This is a genomic window from Microvirga sp. P4_A5, from assembly GCF_056402495.1.
In genome coordinates this window covers 1-7,468 of sequence record NZ_JBFUHH010000147.1, presented here as the reverse complement: position 1 = coordinate 7,468, position 7,468 = coordinate 1, and the positions used below count along the sequence as shown (strand labels likewise).

Below are 7,468 nucleotides of genomic sequence, written 5' to 3'. Positions count from 1 at the left end.
TGGGCGAGATGGTCCGCGCTCACGATTGGAGCGCCACCAATCTTGGGGAGCCTCAGATGTGGGCTCAATCTCTGCGCACAACCTCGAGCATGGTTCTCCAATCCGAGTCTCCAATGCTTTTGGCGTGGGGACCGCAACTAACGTGTTTCAACAACGACGCTTGTCTTCCGATCCTGGGCACAATGCATCCCGAGACGCTTGGCCAACGGCTCTCCACTGTTGGGGCTGCTGGCTGGCAGAAGCCAAGCGCGGTTGTGGCTGAGGCCGCATCGGGAGAGGTCAACCGTCTCGAGGATATGCCGTTTGAAGAACCACTCCTATCCCTTTTTGATCAAGCTCCGGGCTTCATGGCTGTGGCTCGAGGTCCCGACCATGTCTTCGAGTTTGCCAACCTTGCCTATCGTCAGTTCGTGGGACGGCATGACCTCGTCGGCAGAACCGTTCGGGAGACCCTTCCGGAGATAGCCGAGCAGGGTTTCATCGATCTACTCGATCAAGTTCGTCTGACTGGAAAGCCCTGCATCGGTCGGGGAACACCTATTGTTCTCCAGACAGCGCCGGGCCTTGCGCCGGTCCAGAGATACATGGATTTCGTCTACCAACCCATCACGGCATCGGACGGTTCGGTGACGGGCATTTTCGCACAGGGACACGACGTAACCGACCAAATTTTGACCCAACAGGCACTTCGCGAGAGAGATGCCATTCTTCAGGGCGCCCTGCGAGCCGGTCGGTCAGTGACTTTTGAGGTGGACTTGGAGACGGGRAAGGCAACCCGCTCAGACTCAGCCGCCGAGCTTCTTGGGCTCCAGACCCACAGCCATGACGAGTTTGTGCGCAGTGTTCATGAGGCAGATCGTGATGGATACGAGGAGGTGTTTCGGAAGGCTCAGGTCACCGGGCAGCCGGAGCGAACCGAAATCCGATTCATGCGATCCGACGGAGAAACGATCTGGCTCAGCGTAAGAATGGAGGCAGCACTTGGCAACCTGGGAAAGACCAACTCCATCTCGGGGATCATCACCGACATCACGGAGCGCAAACAGGCATCAGCCGAGATAGCCTTTCAGGCAAGCCTTCTTCAATCCGTCGAACAGGCGGTAATCGCTACCACTCTCGACGGCAAAGTTACCTATTGCAATAGATTTGCAGAAAGGCTTTACGGCCGGGCACGAGAGGAAGCGTTGGGTCGAAATGTTTTCGACCTCTTTGCCATCAGCGATCCGTCAATAGCGGCTGCGGCCATGGCGCTTGTCGCTCAGGGTGGAAGCTGGTCGGGGGAGTTTCTAGCCCAGCGTCGTGACGGTTCGGGTTTTCCTGTCCATGTCGTGAACTCACCAATATGCGACGAAGTGGGAACTCCTATCGGCGTTGTCAGCATCTCCTCCGATATCAGCGAGAGAAAACTGGCAGAAGCAGAACGGCACGTAAACGAAGATCGCTATCGAGCGCTTGTGGCGGCGACTTCTTCGGTGCTCTTGCTTGCTGCCGCCGACGGATCTGTCACCAAGATCGCTGGACTTGAGGGATATGAAGGGCCAGCCGATGCGTTGCTTGGCTCGGGCTGGCTTTCGCTCGCACACCCTGATGATCGCGAAAGACTCAGCAAGGAGTGGAAGGTTCTCATCGCCTCGGGCGAACCGGGTGAGAGCAAGTTTAGGTATGTCGCGAGAGGAGATGCCTTTCGGTGGTATTGCTGCCATTCTGCCCCTCTCAAGAACGCCGATGGAACCGTGCGTGAATGGGTCGGCACCCTTAGAGATATCGATGAGGAAACGAAGGCGGAGGAAAAGATGGTCCTGCGCGACCGTTCACTCGCGGCCATTGCCCAAGGTGTCATCATCACGGATGCGCGTCTACCGGACCACCCTATCGTCTATATCAACCCGGCCTTCGAACGACTGACCGGATATTCCCGCCAGGAGGTGATTGGCCGCAACTGCCGCTTTCTTCAGGGTGTGCACACTGATCGAAGAGCGCTTTCCCGAATCAAGGCCGCGTTGACGGAGGGCCAAATCATTCATGAAACGATCATCAACTATAGAAAAGACGGCACGGAATTCAGCAATGACCTGATGATCTCACCCGTCCGAGGTCCCGATGGCGGCATCACCCACTTCGTGGGCACCCAATCAGACGTCACCGAACCCCAGCGGCTTGCAGATCGCCTGCGGCTGGCGCTTAAGGCCGGTCGAATGGTGGCTTGGGAACATGACCTCGACACCAACTTTGTGTCTCGTTCAGCAAACGCGCTGGAATTGCTGGGTGTGGGGTCTGGTCCCATGTCAGAGTTCCTCGAACGGGTTCTACCTGAAGACCGGAAGTTGCGACAAGACTTCACTGGCCAAGAGGGCACTCAAGGTAACGATTCGATTGAATTCCGCTTTCGCCTCCCTGACGGCAGAACAATGTGGTTCGGATCGCGTGCGGAGAAAACGGCTCCTAACCGCGTTGTCGGAGTCTCGTTTGATATCACAGATCGCAAAGCGGGAGAGGAAGCTGCTTGGCGCAATGCCAATCACGACCCCTTAACCGGCCTGCCCAATCGCACACTGTTTCAAATTCGGTGGGAGGATGCGCTCAGAGAGGCGAAGAAACGAGGCACCAGTGTCAGCCTTCTTCTGATTGACCTGGACAACTTCAAGGATGTCAACGACACGCTCGGCCACGATGCGGGCGATGCTYTCCTGAAAGAGTTAGCGGTCCGTCTCAGGGCAACGGTTCGCGAGTGCGACACGGTCGCAAGACTCGGTGGAGATGAATTTGCAGTGCTGTTGGTGGAGCCGCTGACACTTGAGCATGCGGCTCGTTTCGCGCAGCATCTAAAAGAGAAGCTGAAAGAGCCGTTCGTGTTTGCGGGTCGAACCATCGTCAGCCGAGCGAGTCTCGGCATTGCAGCTTTTCCCGACCACGACGATGATCCGGCGGAGTTGATGAAGGCCGCTGATATTGCGCTCTATCGTGCCAAGGCCAGGGGTCGAAGTCGCATCATGACCTATTCGCCGACAATGCGTGCGGAGATCGAAGAGCGGGTCTCCCTTGGAGCAGAAGTGCGCGATGCGATCACCCGCGACCAGATCGTTCCGTATTATCAACCGAAAGTGTGTCTAGCGACCGGAAAGATCACAGGGTTCGAGGCACTGGCACGGTGGAACCACCCGAACAAGGGCGTTCTGACCCCGCAGTATTTTGGTTCCACTTTCGCAGATAGCGACATCGCGGCGGCGCTTCGGAAACGGATGCTCAACGGAGTTGCCTCTGACTTGAGAGGTTGGTTGGACATGGGTGTTGAAACCGGGCGGATAGCGGTCAATCTAGCTGCGGCGGACTTCGACCGATTCGGACTTGTCGCCGATATCTTCGACGCGTTGGAACGTTGGAAGGTACCGCCCGAGCGCCTGGAGGTGGAAGTTACCGAATCTGTCCTTCTTGGCCGAAGCGCCGATGAGGTGGCAGGGATTTTGAGACAAATTCACAACCGGGGCATTCGCATCGCTCTGGATGATTTTGGAACAGGTTATGCATCACTCACCCACCTCAAACAATTTCCGGTCGATCACATCAAGATCGATCAGTCCTTCATTCGAGACATGGAAATTGACGCAGGAGACGATGCGATTGTCGCGGCTGTTGTTGGCCTGGGTAGAAACTTGCACTTGCATGTCACCGCCGAGGGCGTGGAAACTGAGGGGCAGGAGAGACGCCTGCTGGACCTGGGCTGTCATGACGCGCAGGGGTACCATTACGCCTTCCCTATGCAAGGTTCGTCGGTTCGGGCTTTCCTTTCGACGTGGATATGGCAACAGCGCTGAGGCCTCGCTGCGCCGCCGAAGCACGTTGGCATGTCCACAGAAACGCAAAGCGCAGCGCAGGAGACCTTACTAACCACCTCCTTGAGATGGCCCCGCTCGTCGCGCACGCGCCCGATTGAAAGAAACCTGACCTTTTGATCGCGGCCCTCCTCTAAGCCGCCATTGAAGGACAGGAAGTGCCGCGCGAACTGAGAGCCAGTCCTTCGACGAAGCCGTGGCCTGTCTCGCCGACGAGGCGGGGCGGCGAGTGGGGATTATCAACTTCCAAAGAGCCTCGAACGCCACTTTATCCGGTTCCATGAGGACCTTTCGCGAACCTTATGGCATCATGGGTGCGTGTTTGTTCCCGGAAGACCACATGCCTGACACTGATGGCCCGGAATGGCCGCGCCATTTGGATGCGCTGGTCGCCGCGCCGGCARACCRTCTCCTCCTCTTTGAATACGACGCTGTGCGCTTGCCGGGAGGTCATTGTCGAGCCAATCCGGAAATAACTGGAATGAGGCGACTTTCCCCGAGTGCAGATGAGAGAACCGGCAAGCCTGCGCCTTGCCGAAGATCGGAAAGGGGGGTGCCCTCGGTAGGGGGCGTAGTACGGGGCTTTAATGTCATCGCCACTCGTGAATCGTTTTTAGCGTGTCAACTTCGATCCCATACTGCGCGAAGTGCCTTCTTGCCGCGCGAACTCGGAAGGGCTTCGTCCTAAAACCTCGCGCATCCTCTTAAATGACGGATGACTGATGGCCGTTGCCGGTTCTGACGCAGGATACGTCACTTGCCCATGACTACAGAGGTGTCTGACCGCAAGCATTTGGTTTGCGTCACCTCCTTCCGAATTTTATTGGAAAGGTTCCCGGCTCTTAAGGGTTTCTAACCGACCTCTGCGCAACTGTGATGCCATCAAATTGGAGTTCAAGCGTGGAAGCCCCTCCCCTAGAGCGGAAACTGGTCGCAATTCTTGCCGCCGACGTCGCAGGCTATAGCCGCATGATGCACATCAATGAGGAGACGACCCTTGCAACCTTGTCTGCTCATCGTCGGATCATCGATGACCTCATAGCGGCTGGGCGAGGCGTTATTTCAGGCACAGCAGGCGACAGTGTACTTGCAGAATTTGCAAGTGTTGTCGACGCAATGCATTGCGCAGTAGCGATCCAACAAGCGTTGTCGAAAGGTAATGCCGATCTCCCGGTTGAGCGGCAGATGCGCCTCCGGATCGGCATCAACATTGGCGACGTGATGGTCAAGGACAGCACCATTTTTGGTGACGGCGTTAATGTGGCCTCACGCCTCGAGGCGCTCGCGGAGCCCGGCAGCATCTGCATCACAAGAGGCGTGCGTGATTATGTCCGGGATCGAGGTGAATATCAGTTTGAAGATCTGGGCGAGCACAGCGTGAAAAACATCGCTCGGCCCGTTCGGGCTTTTCGGATCCTGTTTGACCCGAATGGGGTAACCGAGCTTGCGGAAACCTGCGCAACCAAGGAGCAAGCGCCCGCTCTGACTCGATCGCTTGAGACGGTTCACGAAATTCCTGATGATGCGATCGAGCTTACTTTCTGGCAGTCGGTCCAAGGTAGCGATGGTCCAGGGGAGTACCAGGCATACCTCGACCGCTATCCAATGGGGATCTTTGCTCCTCTTGCGCATGAACGTCTTTCGTCCCAGACCGTTGAGAGAACAAACATACCAATTGAAGCGTCCGATGCCGAACTTGCATTCTGGGACACTATCCGGGACAGCGACAATTCCGCCATGATCCATGCTTACCTGACACAGTTCCCAACCGGCGTTTTTCGCCCAATAGCGGATATTCGCCTGCTGGAGCTGACTGGTGCCACACATTGCCTTGATGGGAGAGAGAAGGCGGACGGGGCTTTCGTTTGTCCGGCCCCCCCGCGCACAACGCCAAGAGATGGGCAAGATCGCCCTTCAACAGGGCATCAAGACCGGGGCCATCCTGGCGCGGCGCCAGCGTGATGCTCTCGATTATTAATCGGATCGTCCACGTGGCCTCTTCCGGCAATCCGTGCGCGTCAGCAGGCCTTCCAATTCCTCGACCTTGCGCCGATAACGGCGGCCGAATTCGGATGGAGCCCAACTTCATCGGATCCTCTGCACCCGTTTGCAAATTGGATCCCTCACCTAGGCGCCTAGCGGGCTAGGCTCAAAGCCTAATCGGCGCGACGGCCGCGAGTGTTCGGGGTGGGCTCTGCAAAGGACGTCGTCACGGCTGCGCTTTGAGGTTGAGATTGATCTTCGTCGGACCTTCGTAGAGGGTCTTGTGTATTAAACACGGGATCGATGCGAAGTGCCCTTTCCGACGAAGGGTCCCGGCGCAGGCCAGGGCTGCCGGTACTGTCCACTACAGGCTGCACTTCGAACGCCATTGTCCACCACGGTCGCCGACGCTGGGATGCATCTGATTGGGCAGCCCTTCACCCATGCCGAACCAGCCGTCAAGTTTGGCGCATGCTCGATGAAGATCGGTTCGATCGCGTCTGGTCAAAGAGTGAATGTCCTGAGATGGCACCGCCGGTCGTTTGTCGTAAGTACTCGAACCTGGAATGAAGCTCTTAGCATTCGCGGCGTCCTTGGATCAGCTTGTCGCCAATCATCGTTGGAGCGTCCGTGACTGACGAAGGAATGGCAGGGCATGCGGCGGGTATAACCCGCCGCCTCTTCAGTGCTTACAGCGAAATGCCGTAGCGCCCGGCGGCCGAGCGGATGTGGCTCTGCATGGCTTCTTCCGCCGCCTCGGGATCCCGGCTCAGAATGCTGGCTTCAATGCTCTCATGCTCCCGCACGGTTTCGTTTAACCGGTCAAGTTGGCCGAGAGGAAGACGCTGGCTCTCCACGAGGATCTCGCGGACCGGGCGATACATCGCCGCGAGGATTGGGTTGCCGCACAATTCGAAGATGAGGTCGTGGAATTCCGTATCCTTTGCGGCAAGGCCGATAATATCCTCCGCCTCGAATGCTAGTCGCATGGCATGCGTGCAGGCGCGTAGCCGCGCCTCCTCCGTCTGCTCGATGCGGATGGCCGCCAAGCGTGCGGCATAGCCCTCGAGCCCGAGGCGGGCCTCGTAGACATCGGCGGGAGTGCATCTGTCCGAGTAGCGCCAAAGAGGTGCGCGGGCATCGCGCCGCGCCACGAAGACCCCACTTCCGGCTCGTACGGTCAGCAGGCCCATTGTTTCCAACACGGTCAAGGCTTCGCGAAGGGACGGGCGGCTGACGCCCAACTGCTCCGCCAACTCCCTTTGTGAGGGCAGGCGATCACCCGCTTTGAGGCCGCCTTTCAGGATGAGTCTCTGCATATGCTCAACAATGCTGCGCGGCACCGGCGTGCGATCGGCTAAGCCCATCTCCGGCAGACTGACCTGGTTCACCGACATGCTGGTTTCTTCAATTTTTCGGTCTCCGCCTTCGAATTTGTCCAGGCCTTCGCCCGAACCAGCCATCCACCTGCCTCTACCGCTCGGATAATTGCCTTGACCTACCATACGGAAGGTAGCACCATCGACTGGTCAGATCGGTATGACCAGTTTGACCAATATCGAAAGCCAAAGCAAGGTGTGTCGTGCGCGGCTGGGCTGCCAGAGGGGCAGAGTGGAACATGTGCTGGTCGTTACCAGCGCGAAACTTTGGAGGAT

At 57.7% G+C, this 7,468-nt stretch carries 3 protein-coding genes; 2 read left to right on the top strand and 1 reads right to left on the bottom strand.

Annotation, left to right across the window (positions count from 1 at the left end):
- The first annotated feature begins 182 nt into the window (after window positions 1–182).
- Together AC1DVM_RS21940 and AC1DVM_RS21935 are read left to right on the top strand one after the other, a co-directional pair.
- The gene (locus AC1DVM_RS21940) at window positions 183–3,812 is read left to right on the top strand and encodes a sensor domain-containing protein (RefSeq protein ID WP_477258060.1); all 3,630 of its coding nucleotides are present in this window, start codon (window positions 183–185) and stop codon (window positions 3,810–3,812) included.
- Window positions 3,813–4,730: 918 nt separating this feature from the next.
- Window positions 4,731–5,792 (top strand): adenylate/guanylate cyclase domain-containing protein, encoded by a 1,062-nt coding sequence (locus tag AC1DVM_RS21935; protein WP_477258058.1) that lies wholly within the window; start codon window positions 4,731–4,733, stop codon window positions 5,790–5,792.
- A 710-nt stretch (window positions 5,793–6,502) separates the two neighbouring features.
- Here the strand turns inward: AC1DVM_RS21935 and AC1DVM_RS21930 are convergent.
- Complete coding sequence (locus tag AC1DVM_RS21930) at window positions 6,503–7,276, bottom strand: FadR/GntR family transcriptional regulator (protein WP_477258056.1); 774 nt, start codon at window positions 7,274–7,276, stop codon at window positions 6,503–6,505.
- Window positions 7,277–7,468 lie beyond the last annotated feature (192 nt).